The sequence below is a fragment of the Pseudobutyrivibrio sp. 49 genome, from assembly GCF_900100545.1.
Taxonomy (GTDB): Bacteria; Bacillota; Clostridia; order Lachnospirales; family Lachnospiraceae; genus Pseudobutyrivibrio.
In genome coordinates this window covers 14,061-39,441 of sequence record NZ_FNDP01000015.1, presented here as the reverse complement: position 1 = coordinate 39,441, position 25,381 = coordinate 14,061, and the positions used below count along the sequence as shown (strand labels likewise).

The window sequence follows — 25,381 nt, the reverse complement described above, 5'->3', positions numbered from 1 at the left end:
ATAACAATTGCGACATATGTAAAAATGTGTTATATTTAACACATCGAAAAACTTGTGCAAATGCACAAATGCACAAACAAGTGCAACATAAGGAGGAGAAATGAAGACGAAGGCGAAAATGCATAACACTTGGTTGTATGTGATGCATCATTGGAGATTATATGTGTTCTTTTTAGGACCAGCATTATTACTGACTATAATTTTCAAATACTTACCAATGGGTGGTATTCTAATTGCTTTTGAAAAGTACAGTCCATTCAAAGGATTCTTAAATAGTGAGTGGGTTGGTTTTGAATATTTCAGGCAATTTCTTTCATCACCAGATTTTATGACATATCTGGTAAACACTTTGAAGCTTAGTGTGTTCGGATTATTGTGGGGCTTCCCAGTACCAATTATCTTAGCACTGCTACTTAATAGAATAGAGAGCGCGCGAATCAAACAGAAGATTCAGTTGGTGCTCTATATGCCAAACTTTATCTCAGTTATCGTACTTTGCGGTATGGTTAGAATTTTCCTTTCAGTAACAGGACCACTTAATATGTTACTTGGAACTACAATCAATTTCCTAACATTACCTGAAGCGTTCAGACCAATTTACATTACATCTGGTATCTGGCAGGGTGCAGGTTGGGCATCAATTATGTACACTGCAGCACTTGCAAATGCCAGCCAGGAACTTAAGGAAGCTGCTCAGATTGATGGAGCAAACATCTTCCAGCAGATCAAAGCGGTTGAGTGGCCAGCAATTAAAGATATGGTAGTTATCCAGTTTATTCTTCAGGCCGGAAACATCATGAGCCTTGGATTTGAAAAGGCATATGCATTACAGACAGATTTGAACTTAGGTGCATCAGAAATCATTGCTACCTATGTATATAAGAAAGGTCTTCTGGATGGAAACTATAGTTATTCAACAGCCGTTGGTTTGTTCAACACTGTTATCAACCTTATCTTATTAATCGTTGTTAATAAGGTGGTTGAAAAGATGAATGACGGACAGGGACTTTAATTGGAGGTTATGATGGAAACAAAGAAGAAGAAAAAAAGTAAATTCGCCAAGTATTCACTAGGTGATAAGACATTCTTACTTATTGGATATATACTTTTGGGTCTATTCGTTCTTGCGATTATCGTACCTATGATTTACATCGTTATCGCATCGTTTATGGATCCAATCACTCTTCAGAATAAGGGTCTTACATTCGATTTAGAAAAGTGGACACTTACCGCTTATGAAAGAGTTATTTCAAATGCACAGATTTGGGTTGGCTTTAAAAACTCAATTCTTTATTCAGTATTATTTACATTTTTATCTGTGTTTATCACAATGCTTTGTGCTTATCCAATGTCATTGGAGGAGTTCAAGGGAAGAAAATTCTTTAACACCATTTTTATGATTACTATGTTCTTTGGTGGTGGATTGATTCCTACATATTTGTTGATAAGCAAGATGGGCTTACTTGATAGCATGTGGGCAGTAATTCTTCCTGGAACATTCTCAGTTTGGAATATGATTATTGCCAGAACATATTATAGAGGTATCCCTTCAGAGTTAAGAGAAGCTGCAGAAGTAGACGGAGCTAATGAACTAACCTTTTTCTTCAAAATCCTTTTGCCAGTTTGTGCTCCTGTAATTGCTGTTCTCTGTCTATGGCAGTTCGTTGGAATGTGGAATAGTTATTTCGACGCTATGATATATCTTAATTCTGCTTCAAAACAACCTTTGCAGTTGGTTTTAAGATCTATACTGATTCAAAATCAGCCAGATCCGGGAATGATTGCTGATATGCAGTCGACAGCTCAGAGAGCACAATTGGCAGAACTACTTAAGTACGCAACCATCATTATTTCAAGTTTACCACTTTTAGTAATGTATCCATTCTTCCAGAAGTACTTCGATGCAGGTATCATGGTTGGTTCAGTAAAGGGTTAATAAGTAAATAGCAGCAAAAGCTGTTATATAAATAGGAGGAGAACAAGAAAATGAAGAAGAGAAGTGCAAAACGTATTGTAGCTGCAGCTCTTGCAATGACAATGGCATCATCGATGTTTGTCGGCTGTGGCAAGGGTGGAAACAGCTCAAGCAATGCAGACAAGGTTGACGCAAGTAACATTACTTGGCCACTTGCAGAGCAGGTAACAATCACAGGAACAATCAGCTATCCTGTAGGAACAGAGGAGAATCCTAACAACCGTACAATCTTTAAGAGACTTGAGGAAGAGACAAACGTACACGTTGATTGGACAGCAATCTCATCTGATCAGTGGGGAGATAAGATTTCCCTCAATATGTCAAATGTAAACACACTTACAGATATGGTATTTAACGCTGGTTTTGGCGACAACGACTTAATCAGATATGCAGATCAGGGCGTTATCGTTCCAGTTGAAGAGTACATTGATAACAACATGCCAAATCTTAAGGCAGTATTTGATAAGTACCCAGAGTACAGAACAATGTGCGAGGACGAGGATGGACACATTTGGGCACTTCCTTGGATTGAGCAGCTTGGTAGCGAAAAGACAGCTATCCAGACAGTTGGTAACAATATGACATTCATCAACCAGAAGTGGCTTGACTTCCTTGGACTTGAGACACCTACAACAGTTGATGAGTTCGAGCAGGTACTTTTAGCATTCCAGGAGCACGCTTCAGAGCTTCAGAAGGAATTCGGTATTGATGGTGACATCATTCCTATGTCTTGCATCGTAAACGATCAGGATCCAAACCTTCTTACAAACGGTTTTGGCGATGGTATCGGTGATGTAGATATGGGTCAGCATATTGCAGTAACAGATGACAAGAAGGTTATTTGTACAGCAACAACTGATGGTTTCAGAAAGGGTACAGAATGGCTCCACAAGCTTTACGCTGAAGGCCTCATCGACCCAGAGTGCTTTACTCAGGACTGGGCTACATACGTAGCAAAGGGTAAGTCACACAGATATGGTGTTTGCTTCTCTTGGGATGTTGCTAACATCGATAACATTACAGACTATGTACCACTTAAGGCTTTAAAGGCTGATACAGTAAACGTTACACCACAGAACGGTTCATTCACATCAGGTTTCGACAGAGGTCGTTGCGTAATCACAAGTGTATGTAAGAATCCAGCATTCGTTTGCGCTTGGTTTGATAAGATGTATGATCCATTCCAGTCTCCACAGAACAACTGGGGAACATATGGTGAGGACGATGATTTCGATATCTTTGAATTAGGCGAGAACGCTGATGGCGAGAAGATGCTTAAGCATGCACCACTTGGCGATGCTTCTCCAGTAGAAGTACGTGAGGCTGAGTGCGTTGGTGGTCCTCTTGCAATCTTAGATGAGTACTACGGAAAGTATGTAACTTGCCCAGATGATGCTCAGTATCGTCTTGATTGGATTAAGGATTACTACACAGATGATATGCACGGCAAGTATGTATACCCACGTGTATTTATGAACTCTGAAGATACAGAGAAGCTTTCAGCAATCCAGGCAGACTTAGTAAGCTACCTTAACTCAAGCAAGGCTGAGTTCATCAGAGATGGTATCACAGATGATTCTTGGAATGCTTACCTCAAGCAGGTAGATGATTATGGTGTAGCAGAGTACCTTGATATTTATCAGAAGTACTTTGACGATTTCTACGCTAACTAAAAGTATTTTGTGGGCGCTTTTATAAGTTGCCCACAAAGTTTTTATAAACAAGCTATAACTTAGGAAGGAATTTAATTAACTATGAACAGTCAGACTCTTCGCGAAGCAAGAAAATACGAAGAAGCACAGGAAAAACTTATTGCAAAAGAAACCCGACCAAAGTTTCATTTAACACCACGTGTTGGTTGGATGAATGATCCAAATGGTCTTTGCTATTATGAAGGCAAATATCACATGTTTTATCAGTATCATCCATATGATGCCCACTGGGGCCCAATGCACTGGGGTCATGCAGTAAGTACTGATTTACTTCATTGGGAGTTCCTTCCTGCAGCTTTAGCTCCAGACGAATTCTATGATAAGGATGGAGTATTTTCTGGAAGCGCTATTACACTTGAGGATGGTAGACATCTTCTTATGTACACAGGTGTTATGAAGCGCACAGTAGAAAATGGACAGATGAAAGAATTCCAGACACAGTGTGTTGCTGTTGGTGATGGAATTGATTATGAAAAATACGAAAACAACCCAGTTATTAATGCTGATTTGATTCCAGAGGGATCTAGCAAAACTGATTTTAGAGATCCAAAGATTTGGAAGAAAAAGGATGGCACATACAGAGTATTAGTTGCTAATCGTGCAGCAGATGGCAGCGGTCAGCTCTTATTATTCAAGAGTAACGATTGCTTTAAATGGGAATTTGAAAAGGTTTTCGCTTCTAATAAAGGCAGATATGGTCTTATGTGGGAGTGCCCTGATTTCTTTGAATTAGATGGCAATGGAGTACTCCTTACAAGCCCACAGGATATGCTTCCAGAAGGCTTCGAATTCCATAATGGTAATGGAAATATCTGCATTATTGGTGGATATGATGATGCTACCGATTCCTTTACAGAGGAAAAGGTTCAGGCTGTAGATTATGGTATCGATTATTACGCTATGCAGACTGTTGAAATGGTAGATGGCAGACGTGTAATGATTGGTTGGATGCAGAACTGGGATACAGCAGGTGCTCACGACGCCAGAGAGCCTTGGTTTGGACAGATGGCTCTTCCAAGAGAAATCTCTATCAAAGACGGAAGATTACGCCAGTGGCCAATCAAAGAATTAGAGGCTATGAGAAGCGGCAAGGTTGAGTACAACAACTTTGAAATTTCAGCAACAACAGATTTGAAGGACAGAGATAGCGAGTCAATTGATGGAGCAATTTCTCTTGAAGGAATCAATGGTCGTTGTGTAGATTTAGAGCTTGAAGTAAGACCAAAAGATGTTGATGCAATGTTTGACAAGTTTGTCATTTCTATTGCAGCAGATGAAAAATATCATACCGATATTGTTCTTAGACCTAAGGAGAATATCGCAAAAATCGATAGAAAGTTCTCTGGTAGCAGACGAGCAATAGTGCACCAGCGTAGAGCACATATTCCTTGGAATAAGGATTCTATCAAGCTTAGAATTGTTATGGATAGATACAGTATGGAAGTATTCTTTGAGGATGGTCTTTATGTAATGACAGCTTCACTTCCTACAGATGTATCATGCGATGGAATCTTCTTCAATACAAATGAAGATGCAATTCTTAACATTGTTAAATACGATTTATAAAAAGCGCTTAGGGAGATTATTAAATGGTTGATGTAGTGGCATTAGGAGAACTATTAATAGACTTTACTGAAAATGGTATAAGCGAGCATGGAAATCCAATACTGGAGGCAAATCCAGGTGGAGCTCCTTGTAATGTGCTTGCAATGCTCCAAAATTATGGCAAGTCCACAGCCTTTATTGGCAAGGTGGGAGACGATAATTTTGGTCATATGCTTTCAAATACTGTAGCAGGTCTTGGCATTAATGTAAGTGGATTAAAGTATGACAAGGATGTTCATACTACTCTTGCATTTGTTCATACCTATGAGGATGGTGACAGGGACTTTTCTTTCTATAGAAATCCCGGTGCAGATGTTATGCTTTCAGCTGAAGAGGTAGATACTGACCTTATTAAGAGCGCAAAGATTTTCCATTTCGGTACCCTTTCAATGACACACAAGACTGTGGAAGAAGCAACTATTAAGGCTTTGGATACTGCAAAAGAAAGCGGTATCTTAGTAAGCTTTGATCCTAATCTTAGACCACCACTTTGGTCAGATTTAGAAATCGCTAAAGAAAAAATGGATTTTGGATTCCGTAAATGCGATATTCTTAAAATCTCTGATAATGAAATAGAGTTCTTTACTGGAGAGACAGATATCCTTAAAGGGGCTCAGATTATTAAGGAAAAATATGGAATAAAGCTTGTATGTGCCACACTTGGTAAAGATGGCAGCTATGCCTTGTATGGTGATACTGTTGTAGAGTGTGCTCCATTTTTAAATCCTAATACTATTGAAACAACAGGTGCAGGAGATACATTCATGGGGTCAGTTATCAATTCTGTTCTTGAGGTTGGAATAGACAATTATGATGAGGCTTCTCTTAAAGAGATGTTAACAACAGCAAATGCAGCTGCTTCTCTTATTACTACGCGACGTGGAGCTCTTAGGGTTATGCCTTCAGTAGAGGAAATACATAACTATATAAAAGCTGCAAAATAGAATTATTAGAGATGAAAATTTGTGCACTACGGACAAATGTCTCCCGGGGACAAACTTTTTATTGTAATATGGATTGAATTATAGTATAGTATCAAAGGTGATTACTTTAGCTTACTAAAGTGAAAGCTTTTGATACTATTTTTATTTTAAGGATAGAACATTTGTGCTATAATATTTGTGCTAATAATTCGAAAAAATAGGAAGGTATCACATGGATCTTTTTGATTACATGAGACAGGAAGCAAAGAAAAAGGAGTCGCCACTGGCAGCTCGTCTTCGACCTACCACACTTGATGAGGTAGTAGGCCAGCAGCACATCATTGGCAAGGATAAGCTCCTATATCGTGCCATCAAGGCAGACAAGCTTTCTTCTATCATATTTTATGGGCCTCCTGGCACAGGCAAGACTACTCTTGCTCAGGTTATTGCCCATACCACAGCAGCGGAATTTACATCTATAAATGCCACCACATCGGGAAAGAAGGACATGGAGGCCGTGGTGGAGGCCGCAAAGCAAACGCTCGGGGCTTACGGCAAAAAGACTATCTTGTTTATAGATGAGATTCATAGATTCAACAAGGGACAGCAGGATTACCTGCTTCCATTTGTTGAAGATGGCACTATCATCCTTATTGGTGCCACCACAGAAAACCCTTATTTCGAGGTTAACGGAGCTCTTCTATCAAGGTCTATCATCTTCGAACTGAAGCCACTTGAGGCAGATGACATTAAGACTTTGATAATGCGAGCAATCACCGACAGCGAAAAGGGACTGGGAAGCTATGATGCAGTCATTGATGATGACGCACTTGATTTCCTTGCAGACATTGCCAATGGCGATGCCAGAAGTGCCCTTACAGCAATCGAGCTTGGTGTGCTCACTACAGACAGAGCCGAAGATGGAAAAATTCATATTACAATAGATGTGGCCAGCGAATGTATTCAGCGAAGAGTTATAAAATACGACAAAGATGGCGATAACCATTATGACACCATCTCTGCTTTTATAAAGAGTATGAGAGGCTCGGATCCTGATGCAGCAGTTTATTATCTAGCTAGAATGCTATACGCAGGAGAGGATCCAAAGTTTATTGCCAGACGTATTTGCATCTGCGCATCTGAGGATGTAGGAAATGCAGATCCTATGGCACTTGTAGTTGCCACCAATGCATTTCTTGCAGTGGAAAGGATAGGTATGCCGGAATCACGGATTATTCTTTCACATGCAGCCACATATGTAGCCTGCGCACCAAAGTCAAATTCAGCCTACGGAGCTATTGATTTGGCTATGGCAGAGGTGAAGAATAATACCACGCGACCAATACCTACTCACCTTCAGGATGCTCACTACAAATCAGCTGGAAAGCTGGGGCACGGCATTGGCTACGAATATGCACACGATTTTCCAAATCACTTTTCACATCAACGCTACTTACCTGAAGGTTTGGAAATCGGTGATTTCTATCGACCAGGAAATCTGGGATATGAACAGGTTATCAATGAGTACTTGGATAAAGTACGTAATGATAAATAAATTAGGTAATAAAGGAAGGACCATGCAATGAAAAAGTACAGCGAAATGTCATTACAGGAATTAGAAGCAGAGAAAGAGCAGCTCTTTAGTCAGTACAAAGACTGGCAGCGCAAAGGCCTTAAGCTCGATATGAGTAGAGGAAAGCCATCAACAGAGCAGCTTAATCTTTCTATGCCTCTTTTAGATATTCTCGATGGCAAGTCTCTTATGAAGTGCATGAACGGAGTAGAGACTAGAAATTACGGACAGCTTGAGGGCATCGTTGAAGCACAGCATCTTATGGCAGAGATTATGGATTGCCAGCCAGAGCAGGTTATCGTAGGAGGAAACTCATCACTTAATCTTATGTTTGATGCAGTGGCTCGCGGTTACATGTTTGGTTTCGGTGGATGTACACCATGGTGCAAGCTTGAAAGAGTAAGATGGTTATGCCCAGTACCAGGTTATGACAGACATTTCGCTATTACACAGCATTTTGGTTTTGATATGATTAACGTCCCAATGAACGAGGACGGTCCAGATATGGATGTTGTAGAAGGCTTAGTTGCAGCAGACGACAGCATCAAGGGTATCTGGTGTGTACCTAAGTATTCTAATCCACAGGGTATCGTATATTCTGATGAGGTTGTTAGACGTATGGCAAACCTTAAGCCAGCAGCTAAGGACTTCAGAGTATTCTGGGATAACGCATATGCGGTACATCATTTATACAAGGAAAAGAAGAAGATTTTAAATATTCTTCACGAGTGTGAGGAAGCAGATAATCCAGACTTAGTATTTGAGTTTGCATCTACTTCAAAGATTACATTTGCAGGGGCTGGAATTGCTGCTATCGCTTGCAATCATAGAAATCGTGAGGAGCTTAAGAAGACACTTACAGTTCAGACAATTGGATTCGATAAGGTAAATATGATTCGTCACGCAAGATATTTTGCAGATGTAGAATCAGTTGATAAGCACATGGAGAAGCATGCTAAGATTCTTCGTCCTAAGTTTGAGCTTGTAATCAAGACAATGGAAAGAGATTTGGCTGAGCCAGAGTGTGGTAGCTGGATTTCACCAAAGGGTGGATACTTCATCACATTTGAGGCACCAAAGGGAACAGCTACTCGTATCGTAGATTTGGCTAAGGAGGCAGGCGTTGTTCTTACACCAGCAGGCGCTCCATTCCCATATCACATGGACCCTAACGATTCAATCATCCGCTTCGCTCCATCACTTCCACCAATCGAAGAGCTTGAGCAGGCTGCTGATGTATTTACAGTTTGCGCACGTATCGCATTTCTTGAGAAGCTTATCAATATGAAGGCTGTATAAGGTGTTGCTATGAAAGAAGTCACATTAGGAAGCACAGGCATTAAGGTTCCACAGAACGGATTTGGAGCCCTTCCAATTCAAAGAGTTTCTGCGGAAGAAGCAGTAAAACTTCTCAGAAAAGCATATGATGGAGGTATGAGATTTTTCGATACAGCCAGAGCATATAGTGATAGTGAGATAAAGCTGGGGGAAGCTTTTGGAACTGGCTATGTTAAAAGGGAAGAAATCGTAATTGCTACAAAAACAGCAGCAAAGACTCCAGATGATTTTTGGAATGATTTGGATACATCCCTTACAAATCTTAAAACTGATTACATTGATATTTATCAGTTTCATATGATGGGACAGTGCTACAAGCCTGGAGATGGAACTGGAATGTATGAGTGTATGGTAGAGGCTAAGCGCCAGGGAAAGATACGTCATATTGCTGGAACCGCACATAAGCTTGGGGTTGCTAAAGAGCTTATCGAGTCTGGCTTATATGAAACAGTTCAATACCCTATGAGCTATCTTGCATCAGATAAGGAGATAGAGCTTCTAAAGCTATGTAATGAAAACAATGTGGGCTTCATTGGGATGAAGGGCCTGGCAGGTGGCCTTATTACAAATTCCAAGGCTGCTATGGCTTTCATCAGCCAGTTTGATGGAGCAGTTCCAATCTGGGGAATACAAAAGGAATCTGAGCTGGATGAATGGCTATCATATATGGATAATACACCAGAATATGATGCTGAAATAGCTAAGTTTATTGCGGATGAGAAGAATGATCTTAGTGGAGAATTCTGTCGTGGATGTGGCTACTGCATGCCTTGTACAGTTGGTATCCAGATTAATCAGTGTAACAGAATGATTCTTATGCTTAGAAGAGCACCTAGTGCCGGATGGCTCAGCGAGCACTGGCAGGCAGAAATGGAAAAAATCAACGACTGTATTGAATGCGGAAAATGCATGACCCACTGCCCATATGAACTGAATATTCCTGTACTTCTTAGAAAGAACCTGGAGGACTATAAAGAGGTCCTTGCAGGAAATAGAAAAGTGCAGTAATCAAATACGTAAGATGATGAGTTTAGTCAGCCTGTACATACAGCTGGCTAAACTCTTTTTTGTCTAAGTATACAAGCATCAGTGCCGCAATAACAGCAACCATAGTCATAGCAATGGAGAATGCCCAGGCGTATGAAGGGCCGAAGGCGTCAAACATTCTTCCGCTGCCGAACTGTGTGATGCCCTGCATAAAAGCACCGGCGAAGTTTGTTACTCCAAAGATACGTCCGCGGTGGCTCTCTGGTACACGTTCGGCTAGGAAAGCTCCCATCATGATAGTGGTGAGGATTTCGCCGAAGGTGAAGAGGGCGATAGAAATATAGTATCCTCCGATGATACCGAAGGACATTAAAAATGCTGCAAAGCTGATAGCCTGAAGGATTACACCTAAGGCGAATTTTTTGGTTAGATCAACCTTTTCAAAAATCATTGTGATAATAGGTGTAAACAAAACTACTAAGAAACAGTTTACACTAGTGATAGTTCCATATATTATAGAGCCTTTCTCCGGAAAGGCTTTTGCTATGTCTAAAGGCATAAGGTATCCAAATTGAGAGTACGCGCCCTGATAAAATGCCAAAGAGATGATAAAGGCAATTAGCGCACCGCTATTTCTGATAATGCTCCAGATGTTTAGGCCATCGTCAGCGGATTCTTCTACATCCTCTGTAGGAGCTTCCTCCAGCTTTTCATCTTTTACGAACAGTCCAATTAATACTGTTGATACACTGATAGACAGACCACTGATTACAAAACACAGCCAGAGATAATTATTAAAAAGCAATCCAGCTAATGTAGGCGAGAGGATAAGTCCGATATTGGCTCCTAAATATAATAAAGAAAATGCTTTTTCTCTTTTTTCTGCAGGTGTAATATCAGCAACCAGAGCCTGATATGCAGGGCCTTCCAAAGTCTGGAAAAAAGCGCCTACCAACAGTACGCAGATGGAGAATATTGAAAGAGGCAGGAAACCACTGATGACAAATAAAACAATAGACACAATGTCACAGTAAATAATGACATGCTTCTTATTGAACCTGTCAGCCACATGTCCACCCAAAAGATTTGCAGGTAAAAATAAAATGCCAGAGCAAATAGTAAAAAGCGCAGTTTCAGTGGCATTGAACCCAATTTTCTTATTAAGAATAAGTGTTAGCATAGGCCAAATCATGGCACCCATATTGGTGACAATTCGACCTATAAACAGTATGTAATTAGCTCTACGTAAACCCTTATATTGGCTGAATAATTTCATCTTGTCTCCTATTTGTGCTTCGTATTTACGATATTTATTGGATTATATCTGATAAAAAACTTGATTACAAGTAGTGCCAGCGGGGGAGCAAGAATATAAAACATATTCAATAACATCACCAATTTCACCTGATCCCTGGAATCCAAATGTGGTGTTACTATTAGCACCAATGATTGCATTCCAATTTTTGGAGGGAAATTTTATATATTTTGCTACTTGATTTGCTCTACTACCTACAAAAACAAGGAAAAATGAATGTACAGAATAATTCTAAAATGATACACTTAGTGTGTTGTTATAGGGCTTTTTTGATTGCAAGGAGGAAAACATGAAGATTGGTTTTATCGGCGCAGGTAACATGGGTAGTTCTATGATTGGTGGAGTAATTTCATCCGGTACAGTAGAGCCCCAGGATGTAATGGCTAGCGATATTTTTCAGGCTACTTTAGACGAGCTTAGTGAAGAGTTTGGTGTTAACACCAGTATTAGCAACAGGGATGTAGTTGATTTCGCAGATATAGTTATTCTTGCGGTAAAGCCTCAGTATCTTCCTGATGCTATCGAAGGAATAAAGGATATGGATTTTAGTGACAAGGTTGTTGTAAGTATTGCAGCAGGCCAGTCCTTAGATAGATTGAGAAGTCTTTTTGGAACAGATCTTAAGCTTATTCGTGTTATGCCTAACACACCAGCTCTTGTTGGCGAGGCAATGAGTGCTCTTAGTCCAAATGAGCATGTAACAGAAGAAGAGTGCGAGATAGTAGTTGAGCTCTTTGAATCCTTCGGAAAGGCAGAGGTGGTTCCTGAAAAATTACAGGATGCGGTTGTTGGTATCAGCGGCTCATCTCCAGCTTATGTATATATGTTTATTGAGGCACTTGCAGATGGTGCAGTTGCAGAGGGCATGCCAAGAGCACAGGCTTACAAGTTTGCGGCACAGGCAGTTCTTGGTTCAGCAAAGATGGTCCTTGAAACAGGAGAGCACCCAGGAGTGCTAAAGGATAATGTTTGCTCACCAGGAGGCACTACTATAGAGGCGGTTACAGCTCTTGAATCACTTGGTTTTAGAAGCGCAGTTATTGAAGCTGAGCGTATCTGCATAGAAAGATCTAGAGAATTATAGTATTATAGGGCTTGGCCAAGTGCCAAGCCTTAAATTATGGAGTATAAATTAATGGAAGCAGTAAAAAACTTTATAAGAAATGAAATAGTATTAGTGGTAGCCTTCGTTTTGGCAGTGGCATCCAGCTTTGTTGTTCACCCAGATAGTCAGTATATTGGTTACATAGATTTTAGGACATTGAGCATTTTACTTGCCTTGATGATTACTATGGCTGGCCTTCAGCGTTTGCAGGTATTCAGACAGATAGGAGAGCTTTTAGTTTCAAAGATGAGCTCCATCAGAGGAGTTGTTCTGGTGCTCATTTGGCTTTGCTTTTTCTCAGCTATGTTTATCACAAATGATGTGGCCCTTCTTACCTTTGTGCCATTTTCTATAGTTACTTTGTCTATTTCAAATCGCAAGGATTTGTTCATCATAGTAATTGTGCTTGAGACAATAGCAGCAAATCTTGGAAGTATGCTTACACCACTTGGTAATCCACAGAATCTTTATCTGTATTCCATTGCGGGTATGAGTCTTGGAGCATTCGTAAAGCTTATGTTGCCATACAGTGTAGTAGCACTTGTAATGCTTGTGCTTAGCGGATTTGTATTCGTGAAAGCAGCTCCAGTAACTTTGGCAGAAAAGCATATATATGAGCGCACAAACAGAGACAAGAAGATGATAGGAATGTACGTATTTACGTTTTTAGTTTCTATCCTTGTGGTGGCAAGGGTTTTAGATTATAGAATCGGTCTTGTAATCGTAGTGGGACTGACACTTATCTGTGACAGACGAGTGCTTAGAAAGCCAGATTATTCACTTTTATTTACATTCATTTTCCTGTTTATTTTTATTGAAAATATCAAGAGAATTCCAGAGCTCAGTGCTGCAATCAACAGCCTTGTAAAGGTAAATGAGGTGGGAGTTTCTATATTCCTTAGCCAGTTTATAAGTAATGTTCCTGCAGCTATTCTTTGCTCAGGTTTTACAGATCAGATAGACAAGCTTATTATTGGAACAAACCTTGGTGGACTTGGAACACTTATTGCATCAATGGCCAGCCTGATTTCCTTTAAACAGTATGGCTATATAGATGGAGCGGACAAGAAAAAATATATAGGTATTTTCACAGTAGCAAATATTATTTTTTTAATTGTTATGTGTTTAATCTACCTGTTGATGTAAAATAGAATATAGTAAAAATTTATAATTATTGTGAGGTGCGCTATGGAGAAATGGGCAAGAATCAAGTATACACCAAACCTTCCTTTAGGAGAGAACAGGACCTATGTTACAGCTAGTCAGGAACACATCGACCTGTCCTGTGAGGCTGCATGTGAAGGTATGGTATTACTGAAAAATGACAGGAACCTTCTTCCTATCAGGAAAGGAACCAGAATTGCTCTTTTCGGAAAGGGCACCTTTGATTATGTTAAGGGTGGCGGTGGCAGCGGTGATGTCACTGTACCGTATATACGAAATCTCTATCAGGGACTTTCACAGTTCTCTTCGGAGATTTCTATTTATGATAAGACTGTAGAGTTTTATGAGGATTATGTTCAGAGCCAGTACAAAGCTGGAGTAGTTCCAGGCATGGTAAAGGAACCATCACTTCCTGAGGATATACTTTCTGACGCCTCTGCATATACAGATACAGCTATTATTTCTATCAGCCGTTTTTCAGGGGAAGGCTGGGATAGAAAGGTAGCTGGAGTAGACCGTGAAATCAAATGCGAATCCAAGGATTTGGTAGAGCTTGGAAATAAGATTTTTGAGCACGGAGATTTTTATCTTACAAATGCTGAAAAGAAAATGGTAAAGCAGGTTAAGGAAAACTTCTCCAATGTTATTGTTGTTATGAATGTGGGTGGTGTAGTTGACACCAGCTGGTTCAAAAATGATGACAGCATTTCTTCTGTGCTTATGGCATGGCAGGGTGGAATAGAAGGCGGTCTTGCAGCAGCCAAAATACTTCTTGGAAAGGTAGATCCATCAGGAAAGCTGGCAGATACATTTGCAGCAAAATTAGAGGATTATCCTTCCACAGCAGGCTTCCACGAGAGCGACACTTTCGTGGATTACACAGAGGATATTTACGTAGGCTACCGTTATTTTGAAACTATTCCAAAGGCTGCGAAAAAGGTTAATTATCCATTTGGATATGGCTTGTCATACACATCATTTCTCATTGAAAACTGTAAGGCAGAAGCATTTGCAGTTTTAGCAGAAGAGGAAAATGCAGTGGTAGTTTCTGCCACAGTAACAAATATAGGAAGTATCCCGGGCAAGGAAGTAGTACAGCTTTATTACAGCGCCCCACAGGGTAAGCTTGGAAAGCCAGCTAAGGAGCTTGGTGGATATGCGAAGACCAGATTGCTTCAGCCGGGAGAGAGTCAGCGGGTTTCCATCGCACTTCTCTTGGAGGATATGGCGTCTTACGATGATTTAGGCAAGGTGAAAAAGGCTGCTTGGGTCCTTGAAAAGGGTGAGTATCATTTCTACCTTGGTACCTCTGTAAGAGACGTATGTGAGTTGGATTATGTTTTTGAGTTAAAGCAGAATGAGATAGTGGAACAGGTAAAGAACAGACTTGTTCCTACATCCCTTAAAGAAAGAATGCTTTCAGATGGCAGCTTTGAGCCGTTACCACAGCTTACACCAGTAGATACATACGCATCCATTTTCCCTAAGGAGAAAAATGTGGAGGAGACAGGTGGCATCGAATTATTACAGACTCCAGATGTACGTCCACAGGAAAGACAGCAGCTTTTCTTCCTTCCGGAGGATGGTGGAACAACAAAGTTTATCGATGTGGCCGAGTGTAAAGTTAGTCTTGAGGATTTTATGGCAGGACTTACAGATGAGCAGCTCGGAACATTACTTGGCGGTCAGCCAAATACAGGCATGGCAAATACATTTGGCTATGGAAATCTTCCAGAGGCAGGTGTTCCATCGGCACAGACCTGTGACGGTCCTGCAGGTGTAAGAATCAATCCTGAGGTGGGAGTTCCTACTACAGCATTCCCATGTTCTACACTTTTAGCTTGCACATGGAATGAAGATATTTGCTACGCAGTGGGCGAAGCAGGTGGAGCAGAGGCAAAGGAATGTAACTTTGCAGCATGGCTTACACCAGCTGTATGTATTCACAGAAGTCCCCTTTGCGGTAGAAACTTTGAATATTATTCTGAGGATCCTTTCCTCACAGGAAAGCAGGCAGCAGCTATGGTTCGCGGAATTCAGAGCAACAATATTATCGCTACACCTAAGCATTTTGCTCTTAACAATAAAGAGTCAAACAGAAAGGGCAGTGATTCCAGAGCTTCAGAGCGTGCAATAAGAGAAATCTATCTGAAGGCATTTGAGATTATTGTAAAAGAGGCAGAGCCTTGGAGCATTATGTCTTCTTACAATATCATTAATGGTCAGCGTGCATCAGAATCCCATGATCTTCTCACAGGAATCCTTCGTGATGAATGGGGGTTTGACGGAGTTGTTGTCAGCGACTGGTGGGGATATGGAGACCACTATAAGGAAGTGCTTGCAGGAAATGATATTAAGATGGGCTGCGGTTATACAGAGCAGCTACTGGAAGCAATTGATAAAAAAGCAATTAAACGTAAAGATTTGGAACGTAGCGCTGAGCGTGTTCTAAAAATGCTGTTGAAATTAGATTAATAGAAATTTTTTGGGACTTCTTCGGAAGTCCCTTTTTTACGTTTGCGCGCCATGGGCGCGCTCTAACGGGTGCAAGTCCCGAACACGCCCAGATAGTGGGAAGTGTATAGCTGAACAGCAAGGGTGTCCATCGTGAGGCGGAATCTGAAGGAAGCTGTAAGCAAATCTCTGGTCCGACGGACAGAAATCACATATAAGGCTAGGCTACGAGGGATAAGTTGGCGTAAAGCAACGAAGTCCAATAACTATCACATTTGTAGTAGCAGAGTAAATGTGGCGGATATATGGAGAGAAAGAGCGTGCACCTTAAGCGTGGAGGTCTCACAGAGGTTCCATTAGCCTAGTAACAACGAACTGTGAGAAGTCAGCCGAGCCCATAGTAGTGAAGAAATTTCTGTAATGGAGATGGAGCGAAGGGGTGAACAATCAATAAGTTTGAGTATGTCTCGTATTGCAGAAATGACAACATCTGCCGTAACCAATCGGGTGAAGGATGGTCAAATCTAGCGAGACGGAAAGGAAAGAACGCATGGACACAAGTAGTCTAATGGAGCAGATACTATCTAGTGATAATCTCAATAGAGCATATCTGCAAGTCGTACGAAACAAAGGTGCAGAGGGAGTGGACGGAATGAAGTACACAGAACTCAAAGAACACCTTGAAAAGAACGGCGATATAATCAAGGAACAGTTGAGGACAAGAAAGTATAAACCTCAGCCAGTACGAAGAGTGGAGATACCAAAGCCTGATGGTGGTGTCAGAAACCTAGGAGTACCAACAGTAACAGACAGATTTATCCAACAAGCTATAGCACAGGTATTAACACCAATCTATGAGGAACAATTTCATGACCACAGTTATGGATTCAGACCTAATAGATGTACACAGCAAGCAATCCTAACAGCGCTCGACATGATGAATGACGGTAATGATTGGATTGTAGATATTGACTTGGAAAAGTTCTTTGACACAGTAAATCACGACAAACTTATGACTATCATAGGTAGAACTATTAAGGATGGAGATGTTATTTCTATCGTTAGAAAATACCTAGTCAGTGGAATCATGATTGATGATGAGTACGAGGACTCTATTGTGGGAACACCACAAGGAGGAAATCTCTCGCCGTTATTGGCGAATATCATGTTGAATGAACTTGATAAGGAGATGGAAAAGCGTGGGCTTAACTTTGTAAGATACGCTGATGATTGTATCATCATGGTTGGTAGTGAAATGTCTGCTAATAGAGTTATGAGAAACATCTCTCGATTCATTGAGGAGAAACTAGGTCTCAAGGTCAACATGACCAAGAGTAAAGTTGACAAGCCGCAAGGACTTAAATACCTTGGATTCGGATTCTACTTTGATTCAAGAGCACACCAGTTTAAGGCAAAACCACATGCAAAATCAGTAGCAAAGTTTAAGAAAAGAATGAAAGACCTTACTTGCCGTAGTTGGGGCGTTAGCAACAGCTACAAAGTTGAGAAACTTAATCAGCTTATTCGAGGTTGGATAAACTACTTCAAGATAGGTAGTATGAAAACTTTATGTAGGGAGATGGATAAACACATCCGATACAGACTCCGCATGTGCATTTGGAAACACTGGAAAACTCCACAGAATCGTGAAAAGAATCTTGTAAAACTTGGAATTGACAGAGATACTGCAAGACGAGTTGCATACACAGGTCAAAGAATAGCCTATGTTTGCAGCAAGGGAGCGGTGAATATAGCAATAAACAACAAGAGACTAGCCTTATTTGGATTAGTCTCAATGTTAGATTACTACACCGAAAGATGTGTTACTTGTTAAGTTGATTGAACCGCCGTATACGGAACCGTACGTACGGTGGTGTGAGAGGTCGGGAGATTGATTAAATCTCCCTCCTACTCGATTGTAAACATGGGAAAAACTCTGAATTATTTATTACAGAAAAATGTATATTTGTAACATAAATATTACAAAATTGTTTACAAACTAAAAGTGTTATGTTATATTGTACCGGTAAACAAAAATAAACAGTTTCTTGTAAATTGTTTATTAATAAACAGAAAGGGCAGAATATGTAATGAAAAGAAGAATAAGAATTATTACTTCATGCGCATTAGCAGCAGCATTGGCGGTTAGCGGACCCGCATGCATTCAAAATGTTAATGCAGCAAGCGTTACAGTACAGGCGAACGCTGTGTCTAAATCTCAGACTCCTGTTGGACAGCATGGTACTCTATCAGTAAAAAAGACATCAGGTTACGCTGCGCCAACTATCGTAGACAAATATGGCAAGCCAGTACAGTTGCACGGAATTAGTACACATGGTGTACAGTGGTTCCCACAGTACATTAGCAAGGATAGTTTTAGGAGTCTGAGGGATGATTGGGGAATCGATACTGTAAGACTTGCAGTATATGCCAGAGAGAATGGATACACTCAGGGCAATAAGGATTTAATGGATAAGAAGATCGAGGAAGCTGTTTCAGCAGCTAAGGATCTTGGCATGTATGTAATCATCGATTGGCATGTACTTAGCTACAACCCAAATGAAGACATCGACGCGGCAAAGACATTCTTTACAAAGTATGCATTAAAATATAAGAATGTTGATAATGTAATTTTTGAAATTGCTAACGAACCTACTGGTACAAACTGGTATGACGGAAGCGGCAAGGATTTATACACCTACAGCAAGACAATTGCTGGTGTAATCAGAGGTACAGGTGCAAAGAACATCATCATCTGCGGCACAAACGACTGGTCACAGAGAGTAGATCAGGTTGCTGACAAGCCACTTAAGAATGATGGCTTCGAAAACATCATGTACACAGTTCACTTCTACGCGGCAACACATTATGACAATATTAAAGACAACGTAAGAAAGGCCGTTAAGGCGGGCACACCAGTTATCTGTACAGAGTTTGGTGTTTGTGATGCTTCTGGTAACGGCGGATACGATTTCAGCAATGCTGATGATTGGATGAAGCTCTTCAAGGAGAACAACATCAGTTTTGCATTATGGAGCTTATGTAATAAGAATGAGTCTGCTTCAGTAATTTCTTCATCATGTAATAAGACTAGCAACTGGACAGAATCAGATCTTACAGAGGCTGGCAAGTGGCTTATGAAGACTTGTAAGGAGCTTTCAGGTAATAGTGGTATTGTAAACCCTACTCCTACCCCTACACCAACTCCTACACCAACACCTAAGCCTACAGCTAAGCCAACACCAACGCCAACTCCAAAGCCTACCCAAACACCTACCTCAAAACCTACCCCTACTCCTACTCCTGAGGCAGGCACAACAACAGGTGGAAGTGTTACTTTTGACATTCCATCTGATTGGGGCACAGGCTTTTCAGCAAATAACACAGTTAGTAACACAACAAACAAAACCCTTAATGGATGGACAGTTGAATTCGATAGTGATGTTGAAATTACAGCAATCTGGAATGCTAAGATTTCATCTCACAAGGGTAAGCACTACGTAATTACCAACGAATCTTATAACGGTATAGTAGAGGCTGGACAGACTGTTTCATTCGGCTTTAACGGAACTAAGAAAGATGGTTCTAAAGCCACATTTACAAACGTTAAAGTACGTTAATGTTTGTATGACTTCGTAAAACCCAACCTTTTTCATATTTTTATACTCCCTAATATATATATGTGGTCGCAATAGTGTATGCTGTTGCGACCTTTCGCTTTTTTGCTTGCTTTTTTTTATTTCAGGTTGTATTATAGTCAGGCAATTAAAAAATAGAAATTCACTCGTAAGAGTGAGAGACAGTTCGTTTGTACCATCCTGTCTATAAACAAAACTCGGACTTGCGTTATTTATCTATGTGATTTTCGAGGCTGCCGGTGCGCAGTCTTTTTTATTTCTGAGATATTCTAGGTCCGGTTTCATAGGAGATTTTCAATGTATTATTTAACTGCAGAGGCTTCATTTGATGGAGCTCACTTTTTAGCTGGCTATGAGGGAAAGTGTTCTAATTTACATGGTCATCGCTGGAGAGTTATTTTAAAAATTAAGACTGATAAGCTGCAGAGCGAAGGACAGCAGCGTGGAATGGTAGTAGATTTTGGCGATGTGAAAAATGCTCTTAAAAAGGAAACAGATTTCTTTGATCACAGCTTTATATATGAAGAAGGTTCTCTTAAGGAGGCTACAGTAGCAGCTCTCCAGGCAGAGGACTTCGAGATGCATGTAGTGCCTTTCAGACCTACAGCAGAGAATTTCGCAAAGTACTTTTTTGACAAGTTTAAGGATTATGGTTTTACAGTTGCAGAAGTGACAGTGTATGAGACTCCAAATAACTGTGCAAGCTATTCGGAGGATTAATAATGTCAGTATTTTTTGTAGTAGAGAAGTTCGTCAGCATTAATGGCGAAGGTCAGCACGCTGGTGAGTTAGCTGTATTTATCAGACTTCGTGGATGTAACCTTGCTTGTAGCTATTGTGATACAAGATGGGCATGCAGCTATGAGGCACCAGCCGAGCAGATGACAGAAACTGAAATTATAGATTATGTAAAGTCAACTGGAATTAACCGTGTCACCCTTACTGGTGGCGAGCCACTTAAGGCAAGGGATATAAAGGACCTGTTAAGAGCTTTTGCAGCAGAACCAGACCTTAAGGTGGAGATAGAAACAAATGGAAGTGTTAATATTGTCCCATTTGCAGCTATTCCAAATGCACCTGCATTTACCTTGGATTACAAGCTTGCAGGCTCTGGTATGGAAGATAAGATGGATTTATCTAATTTTGCCTTTCTTCAGCCAAAGGACACTGTTAAGTTTGTATGCTCAGAGGTAAGCGAGCTGGATAAGGTCTGTGAGCTTGTTGATACATACGGCTTGGCTATGAAATGTACAGTTTTAATCAGCCCTGTATTTGGACGAATCGATCCAGCAGATATGGTTAATTATCTGATAGAGCACAAGCGTAATGATATTCGATTACAGCTCCAGCTTCATAAATTTATTTGGGATCCAAATAAGTGTGGAGTGTAAGAAAGAGGATAGTATGGCAATTAATAAGGAATTAATTAAGGAAAGCATTAGAAATATTATCATTGCCCTTGGGGATGATCCTGACAGAGCAGGTCTTATCGAGACTCCTGACAGAGTTGCCCGCATGTATGAGGAGGTTTTCGAGGGAATGAATTACAGCAATCAGGAGATTGCTGATATGTTCAACAAGACCTTTGACGAGGACTACTATGATGAGAATAGTCAGGACCTTGTATTCGTAAAGGACATCGAGGTGTTCAGCTACTGTGAGCATCATCTTGCACTTATGTATGATATGAAGGTCAGTGTAGCCTATATTCCAAATGGAAAGGTAATCGGTCTCAGCAAGATTGCACGAATCGCTGATATGGCGGCTAAGCGTCTCCAGCTTCAGGAGAGAATCGGAAATGATATCGCTGAGATTCTTCAGATGGTTACAGGCTCTGAGGATGTGGCTGTATTTATCGAGGCTAGCCACTCTTGCATGACAGCACGTGGAATTAAGAATGCAGGTGCTCGCACTCAGACACAGACTTTACGTGGAAAGTTCAAAACCGACAGAGATTTGTTGGCAAGATTATTTTAAAAAGCGGATGAGGTGTATATGAAAGCATTAGTTTTAGTCAGTGGTGGTGTGGATTCTACCACTTGCCTTGGTATGGCAGTAAAAGAATATGGAAGCGAGAACGTAGTAGGTCTTTCGATCTTCTACGGCCAGCGTCATGATAAGGAGATTAAGGCAGCAGATGCTGTTTGCGAGCATTATAATGTAGAGCACATCACACTTGATTTATCTACAATGTTCCAGTTTAGTGACTGCACACTTTTACAGCACTCTGATGGAGAGATTCCAGAGGAGTCTTATGCTGAGCAGCTTGCTAAGACAGACGGAAAGCCCGTAAGCACATACGTGCCATTTAGAAATGGTCTTTTCCTTTCAAGCGCCAGTGCTATTGCACTTTCTAAGGGATGCTCAAAGATTTATTATGGAGCACACAGTGATGACGCTGCAGGCAATGCTTACCCAGATTGTTCAGAGGCATTTAACAATGCTATGAACACAGCTATCTATGAAGGTAGTGGAAAGCAGCTTGAAATTGTTGCACCATTTATAAGCCTTACAAAGTCTCAGGTTGTAAAGAAGGGACTTGAAATCGGAGTTCCTTATGAGCTTACTTGGAGCTGCTATGAAGGACATGAGAAGGCTTGTGGAAAATGCGGCACATGCATTGATAGAAAAGCAGCATTTGAACTTAATGGGGTGACAGACCCAATAGCATATGAGAACTAATTATCGTATATACGATATCGGAAGTACGGAGGTAAATAATTATGGCAGATAGAGCAGCCGAGGGTACACTTACCCTTCTTGGAAACAAGAACAACACATATCCAGATAACTACGCACCAGAGATGCTTCAGACATTCTTAAACAAGCATCCTGAGAATGATTACTTTGTAAAGTTTAACTGTCCAGAGTTCACATCACTTTGTCCTATTACTGGTCAGCCTGATTTTGCAAATATTATCATTTCTTATGTTCCAGGTGAAAAGATGGTAGAGAGCAAGTCATTAAAGCTTTATCTTTTCAGTTTTAGAAATCATGGTGACTTCCATGAGGATTGTGTAAACATCATCATGAAGGATCTTATCAAGCTTATGGATCCTAAGTACATCGAGGTTTGGGGCAAGTTTACTCCAAGAGGAGGCATTTCCATCGACCCATATTGTAACTATGGCAAGCCAGGTACAAAGTGGGAAGAGGTAGCTTTCAATCGTATGGCAAACCACGATATGTATCCTGAGAGAGTTGATAATAGATAAAATTTTTATGGGACTGATAAGGTAAAATTACATTGTCAGTCCATTTTTTGAAATATTACTGGAAACGTTTCCAGCAATATGATATTCTACATTTAGTTTTTAGCTAGGAGGACGATTTTATGGGATTCGGTAAGTTATTGGGATATGTAACCGAGGACAATCAGGTTACTATCAAATATGAAAATCAGGAAGTAATTATTCAGGTAATTACAGAGGAAATTATCAGGGTATTAGTTCCTTATTGGATAAAATATTACAAGTCAGTTGCCATCGAGGGTAATCCACAGGTGCCTGTAGATTTTGAGGTATCACAGGCTGAGGATCATATTTCCATTACAACAGGCTCCGTTATTCTTCAGCTGGGGGATGATTTCAGCTTTAAATTCATGGATAAATTCTCAGATGAACTGCTTTCAAGCTATGATGGCACCCGTACTATCATGGGAGGATTATCTGAGGAAGCGTTAGCACTTCTTATTGCGGAAGGACATCTTTTTAATGCTGACCAGTACAAAAATCATAAGGTTCAGCAGCTTTTCAAACTTAATCCAGAGGACAGATTCTACGGCACAGGTGATAAGACTGGCTTCTTAAATAAGCGAGGCTATGCTTATGAGAACTGGAATTCAGATATTCCTCAGATGCACATGGAAAACATGCCAGCTCTCTATAAATCAATTCCATTTATTATTGGAAAGCGACCAGGATACACTTATGGTCTTTTCTTTGATAATACCTTCCACAGCTATATGGATCTTGGCAAGGAGAGCACAGATTATTTCTGCTATGGTGCAGATGATGGAAACTTGGATTTCTACTTCATGGCTGGCGAAAAGATGACAGATATTGTGGAGCACTATACATATCTTACAGGACGTGCACCACTGCCACAGCTTTGGACACTGGGCTATCATCAGTGCCGCTGGGGCTATGAAAGTGCAAAGGATATCCGTGAAGTTGCCACAAAGATGCGTGAGAACAGAATCCCTTGCGAGACGGTTCAGTACGATATTGATTACATGGATGGCTTCAGAGTCTTCACATGGGATGAGGAAAACTACGAGCCAGAGGGACAGCTTATAAAGGAGCTTGCTGAGGATGGCTTTAAGGCTGTCTGCATCATTGACCCCGGCGTAAAAGCGGACAAGGGCTATTTCATGTACGACGAGGGCATAAAGAATGATTACTTTGCAAAGGATAAGGATGGCAAGGTATATGTAAATGAGGTTTGGCCAGGAGATTCTGTATTCCCTGATTTTGGTAAAGAAGAAGTTAGAAACTGGTGGAGCAAGAGTCATAAGAAGCTTGTGGACATGGGCATGCAGGGAATCTGGAATGATATGAATGAGCCAGCCAGCTTTAAGGGGCCACTTCCTTTGGATGTCCAGTTCCATGTAAATGACAGAGAGACAGACCACAGTGAGATGCACAATGTATACGGTCATTTCATGAGTAAGGCTACCTTTGAGGGAATGAAGGCGCTTACAGGAAAGCGACCACTTGTTATCACAAGAGCTTGCTACAGTGGTTCTCAGAAATATACTGCTGTTTGGACTGGAGATAATCAGAGTGTATGGCCACATCTTCAGATGCTGATTCCACAGCTTTGTAATCTTGGTATCAGCGGTTTTCCTATTGCAGGAACTGACATAGGTGGATTTGGAGGAGATACAAAGCCAGAGCTTCTTATGAGATGGATTGAGGCAGCTGTTTTCTCTACCTTCTTTAGAAATCATTGTGCTAAGGGTCACAGAATGCAGGAACCTTGGCATTTTGGAGAGCAGACTGTAAATGTATATCGTAAATACGTAGAGCTGCACTATCGCTTCTTACCATACATTTATGATTTATTATTTGAATGTCAGCTTACAGGTCTTCCAGTAATGCGCCCATTGGTGCTTCATTACGAGGATGACGAGAACACCTATAATCTTAATGATGAGTTCCTTGTTGGTGAGAATATGCTTGTGGCACCTGTAGTAGAGCAGGGAGCCTTTAAGAGAATGGTTTATCTTCCATCAGGAACATGGATTGATTATTGGACAGGCCAGCGTCACGCAGGTGGAAATTACATTATTGTTGATGCACCAATTGATGTGCTTCCAATATTCATTAAAGAGGGCAGCATAATTCCTATGTATGAGCCAGTTCAGTATGTGGGAGAGAAGCCATATGATACGTTAGAGCTTTTAGTAGCTGGAGAAAGCGCCTGGGGCTCTCATTATCAGGATAATGGGGAAGACTTTAGATATCTTGAGGGAGAATATAATCTCTACAGCTTTACATATGAAAATGGTAAACTAGAGACAGATATGCTGCATGACAATTATGAGAAATATAAAGAGATTAAGGTGATTAATCTCTAAAAGATTGTGAG

20 protein-coding genes are annotated in these 25,381 nt (G+C 40.7%); 19 read left to right on the top strand and 1 reads right to left on the bottom strand.

Features of this window, described 5'->3' with window-relative positions:
- The first annotated feature begins 100 nt into the window (after positions 1-100).
- The 8 genes from BLP54_RS11820 to BLP54_RS11785 all read left to right on the top strand — a co-directional run bounded on the left by BLP54_RS11820 (position 101) and on the right by BLP54_RS11785 (position 10,134).
- Entirely contained in the window at positions 101-1,012 is a 912-nt protein-coding gene (locus BLP54_RS11820) for an ABC transporter permease (protein ID WP_090169916.1), read from the top strand.
- A 12-nt stretch (positions 1,013-1,024) separates the two neighbouring features.
- Positions 1,025-1,936 carry a carbohydrate ABC transporter permease gene (locus BLP54_RS11815; protein ID WP_090169914.1) on the top strand — a complete coding sequence of 304 codons (912 nt, stop codon included), beginning with the start codon at positions 1,025-1,027 and terminating at the stop codon, positions 1,934-1,936.
- A gap of 50 nt (positions 1,937-1,986) precedes the next feature.
- Positions 1,987-3,648, top strand: a complete 1,662-nt coding sequence (locus tag BLP54_RS11810) for an ABC transporter substrate-binding protein (protein ID WP_090169912.1) — start codon at positions 1,987-1,989, stop codon at positions 3,646-3,648.
- 81 nt (positions 3,649-3,729) lie between these two features.
- Complete coding sequence (locus tag BLP54_RS11805) at positions 3,730-5,253, top strand: glycoside hydrolase family 32 protein (protein ID WP_090169910.1); 1,524 nt, start codon at positions 3,730-3,732, stop codon at positions 5,251-5,253.
- A gap of 23 nt (positions 5,254-5,276) precedes the next feature.
- Positions 5,277-6,236, top strand: a complete 960-nt coding sequence (locus BLP54_RS11800; RefSeq protein ID WP_090169907.1) for a carbohydrate kinase family protein — start codon at positions 5,277-5,279, stop codon at positions 6,234-6,236.
- A gap of 211 nt (positions 6,237-6,447) precedes the next feature.
- The gene (locus BLP54_RS11795) at positions 6,448-7,770 is read left to right on the top strand and encodes a replication-associated recombination protein A (RefSeq protein ID WP_090163608.1); all 1,323 of its coding nucleotides are present in this window, start codon (positions 6,448-6,450) and stop codon (positions 7,768-7,770) included.
- Between the two features lie 27 nt (positions 7,771-7,797).
- On the top strand, positions 7,798-9,087 hold the full coding sequence (locus BLP54_RS11790) for an aspartate aminotransferase type Ic (RefSeq protein ID WP_090169904.1): 1,290 nt from the start codon (positions 7,798-7,800) through the stop codon (positions 9,085-9,087).
- A gap of 9 nt (positions 9,088-9,096) precedes the next feature.
- Positions 9,097-10,134 (top strand): aldo/keto reductase, encoded by a 1,038-nt coding sequence (locus BLP54_RS11785; protein ID WP_090169902.1) that lies wholly within the window; start codon positions 9,097-9,099, stop codon positions 10,132-10,134.
- A 22-nt stretch (positions 10,135-10,156) separates the two neighbouring features.
- On the opposite strand, the gene BLP54_RS11780 is transcribed toward BLP54_RS11785, so the two are convergent.
- The gene (locus BLP54_RS11780) at positions 10,157-11,389 is read right to left on the bottom strand and encodes an MFS transporter (RefSeq protein WP_090169900.1); all 1,233 of its coding nucleotides are present in this window, start codon (positions 11,387-11,389) and stop codon (positions 10,157-10,159) included.
- Positions 11,390-11,717: 328 nt separating this feature from the next.
- On the opposite strand from BLP54_RS11780, the gene proC reads away from it, so the two are divergent.
- The 11 genes from proC to BLP54_RS11725 all read left to right on the top strand — a co-directional run bounded on the left by proC (position 11,718) and on the right by BLP54_RS11725 (position 25,370).
- Positions 11,718-12,512, top strand: coding sequence for a pyrroline-5-carboxylate reductase (proC, locus tag BLP54_RS11775; protein WP_090169898.1), 795 nt, complete (start codon positions 11,718-11,720; stop codon positions 12,510-12,512).
- A gap of 51 nt (positions 12,513-12,563) precedes the next feature.
- On the top strand, positions 12,564-13,679 hold the full coding sequence (locus BLP54_RS11770; RefSeq protein ID WP_090169896.1) for an SLC13 family permease: 1,116 nt from the start codon (positions 12,564-12,566) through the stop codon (positions 13,677-13,679).
- 42 nt (positions 13,680-13,721) lie between these two features.
- Positions 13,722-16,172 carry a glycoside hydrolase family 3 protein gene (locus tag BLP54_RS11765; RefSeq protein ID WP_090169893.1) on the top strand — a complete coding sequence of 817 codons (2,451 nt, stop codon included), beginning with the start codon at positions 13,722-13,724 and terminating at the stop codon, positions 16,170-16,172.
- A gap of 529 nt (positions 16,173-16,701) precedes the next feature.
- On the top strand, positions 16,702-17,985 hold the full coding sequence (ltrA, locus tag BLP54_RS11760) for a group II intron reverse transcriptase/maturase (protein WP_176754547.1): 1,284 nt from the start codon (positions 16,702-16,704) through the stop codon (positions 17,983-17,985).
- A 256-nt stretch (positions 17,986-18,241) separates the two neighbouring features.
- Positions 18,242-19,771: a cellulase family glycosylhydrolase gene (locus tag BLP54_RS11755; RefSeq protein WP_090169890.1), complete on the top strand. Its 1,530-nt coding sequence runs from the start codon at positions 18,242-18,244 to the stop codon at positions 19,769-19,771.
- Between the two features lie 315 nt (positions 19,772-20,086).
- Positions 20,087-20,509, top strand: coding sequence for a 6-pyruvoyl trahydropterin synthase family protein (locus BLP54_RS11750; protein WP_090169888.1), 423 nt, complete (start codon positions 20,087-20,089; stop codon positions 20,507-20,509).
- Between the two features lie 2 nt (positions 20,510-20,511).
- Positions 20,512-21,180, top strand: a complete 669-nt coding sequence (queE, locus tag BLP54_RS11745; protein WP_090169886.1) for a putative 7-carboxy-7-deazaguanine synthase QueE — start codon at positions 20,512-20,514, stop codon at positions 21,178-21,180.
- A gap of 13 nt (positions 21,181-21,193) precedes the next feature.
- Positions 21,194-21,766: a GTP cyclohydrolase I FolE gene (gene folE / locus BLP54_RS11740; protein WP_090169884.1), complete on the top strand. Its 573-nt coding sequence runs from the start codon at positions 21,194-21,196 to the stop codon at positions 21,764-21,766.
- Positions 21,767-21,784: 18 nt separating this feature from the next.
- The gene (queC, locus tag BLP54_RS11735) at positions 21,785-22,471 is read left to right on the top strand and encodes a 7-cyano-7-deazaguanine synthase QueC (RefSeq protein ID WP_090169882.1); all 687 of its coding nucleotides are present in this window, start codon (positions 21,785-21,787) and stop codon (positions 22,469-22,471) included.
- Between the two features lie 41 nt (positions 22,472-22,512).
- Positions 22,513-23,004: a preQ(1) synthase gene (gene queF / locus BLP54_RS11730; RefSeq protein WP_090169880.1), complete on the top strand. Its 492-nt coding sequence runs from the start codon at positions 22,513-22,515 to the stop codon at positions 23,002-23,004.
- 119 nt (positions 23,005-23,123) lie between these two features.
- Positions 23,124-25,370, top strand: coding sequence for a glycoside hydrolase family 31 protein (locus BLP54_RS11725; RefSeq protein ID WP_090169878.1), 2,247 nt, complete (start codon positions 23,124-23,126; stop codon positions 25,368-25,370).
- Positions 25,371-25,381 lie beyond the last annotated feature (11 nt).

Excerpts from the sequence above, each read along its gene's own strand:
- BLP54_RS11795 (WP_090163608.1), top strand. The coding sequence starts at position 6,448 with ATGGATCTTTTTGATTACATGAGACAGGAAGCAAAGAAAAAGGAGTCG.
- queF (WP_090169880.1), top strand. The coding sequence starts at position 22,513 with ATGGCAGATAGAGCAGCCGAGGGTACACTTACCCTTCTTGGAAACAAG.
- queE (WP_090169886.1), top strand. The coding sequence starts at position 20,512 with ATGTCAGTATTTTTTGTAGTAGAGAAGTTCGTCAGCATTAATGGCGAA.
- BLP54_RS11820 (WP_090169916.1), top strand. The coding sequence starts at position 101 with ATGAAGACGAAGGCGAAAATGCATAACACTTGGTTGTATGTGATGCAT.
- proC (WP_090169898.1), top strand. The coding sequence starts at position 11,718 with ATGAAGATTGGTTTTATCGGCGCAGGTAACATGGGTAGTTCTATGATT.
- BLP54_RS11790 (WP_090169904.1), top strand. The coding sequence starts at position 7,798 with ATGAAAAAGTACAGCGAAATGTCATTACAGGAATTAGAAGCAGAGAAA.
- BLP54_RS11780 (WP_090169900.1), bottom strand. The coding sequence starts at position 11,389 with ATGAAATTATTCAGCCAATATAAGGGTTTACGTAGAGCTAATTACATA.
- BLP54_RS11810 (WP_090169912.1), top strand. The coding sequence starts at position 1,987 with ATGAAGAAGAGAAGTGCAAAACGTATTGTAGCTGCAGCTCTTGCAATG.
- BLP54_RS11755 (WP_090169890.1), top strand. The coding sequence starts at position 18,242 with ATGAAAAGAAGAATAAGAATTATTACTTCATGCGCATTAGCAGCAGCA.
- ltrA (WP_176754547.1), top strand. The coding sequence starts at position 16,702 with ATGGACACAAGTAGTCTAATGGAGCAGATACTATCTAGTGATAATCTC.
- BLP54_RS11785 (WP_090169902.1), top strand. The coding sequence starts at position 9,097 with ATGAAAGAAGTCACATTAGGAAGCACAGGCATTAAGGTTCCACAGAAC.
- BLP54_RS11770 (WP_090169896.1), top strand. The coding sequence starts at position 12,564 with ATGGAAGCAGTAAAAAACTTTATAAGAAATGAAATAGTATTAGTGGTA.
- folE (WP_090169884.1), top strand. The coding sequence starts at position 21,194 with ATGGCAATTAATAAGGAATTAATTAAGGAAAGCATTAGAAATATTATC.
- BLP54_RS11805 (WP_090169910.1), top strand. The coding sequence starts at position 3,730 with ATGAACAGTCAGACTCTTCGCGAAGCAAGAAAATACGAAGAAGCACAG.
- BLP54_RS11725 (WP_090169878.1), top strand. The coding sequence starts at position 23,124 with ATGGGATTCGGTAAGTTATTGGGATATGTAACCGAGGACAATCAGGTT.
- BLP54_RS11815 (WP_090169914.1), top strand. The coding sequence starts at position 1,025 with ATGGAAACAAAGAAGAAGAAAAAAAGTAAATTCGCCAAGTATTCACTA.
- queC (WP_090169882.1), top strand. The coding sequence starts at position 21,785 with ATGAAAGCATTAGTTTTAGTCAGTGGTGGTGTGGATTCTACCACTTGC.
- BLP54_RS11800 (WP_090169907.1), top strand. The coding sequence starts at position 5,277 with ATGGTTGATGTAGTGGCATTAGGAGAACTATTAATAGACTTTACTGAA.
- BLP54_RS11750 (WP_090169888.1), top strand. The coding sequence starts at position 20,087 with ATGTATTATTTAACTGCAGAGGCTTCATTTGATGGAGCTCACTTTTTA.
- BLP54_RS11765 (WP_090169893.1), top strand. The coding sequence starts at position 13,722 with ATGGAGAAATGGGCAAGAATCAAGTATACACCAAACCTTCCTTTAGGA.